Source organism: Psychrobacter sp. TB20-MNA-CIBAN-0197 (assembly GCF_040309765.1).
GTDB lineage: Bacteria > Pseudomonadota > Gammaproteobacteria > Pseudomonadales > Moraxellaceae > Psychrobacter > Psychrobacter submarinus.
The window spans coordinates 1-261 of record NZ_JBEOPC010000840.1; the positions used below are offsets into that span (position 1 = coordinate 1).

Annotated in this window: 1 protein-coding gene; it reads left to right on the forward strand. The window is 44.1% G+C overall.

Annotated features, from left to right (window positions below):
* Window positions 1–261, forward strand: a 261-nt coding sequence (locus AAEY83_RS16230; RefSeq protein WP_351060667.1) for a DEAD/DEAH box helicase, incomplete at both ends; no start/stop codon positions are given.

Sequence of the window (261 nt, forward strand, 5' to 3'; positions counted from 1 at the left end):
GGGTTACAAGACACCATCTGAAATCCAAGCTCAATGTATACCGTTATTGCTAGAAAGAAAGGACGTACTGGGACTAGCTCAAACGGGTACAGGTAAAACCGCAGCATTTGCACTGCCATTACTAAATAATATTGACCCGTCTGTGAAACAGCCACAGATCCTTGTACTCACACCAACACGTGAGCTTGCGATCCAAGTTGCTGAGGCATTCGAACAATATGCTAAACATGTTCGTGGTATTGAAGTATTGGCACTCTATGG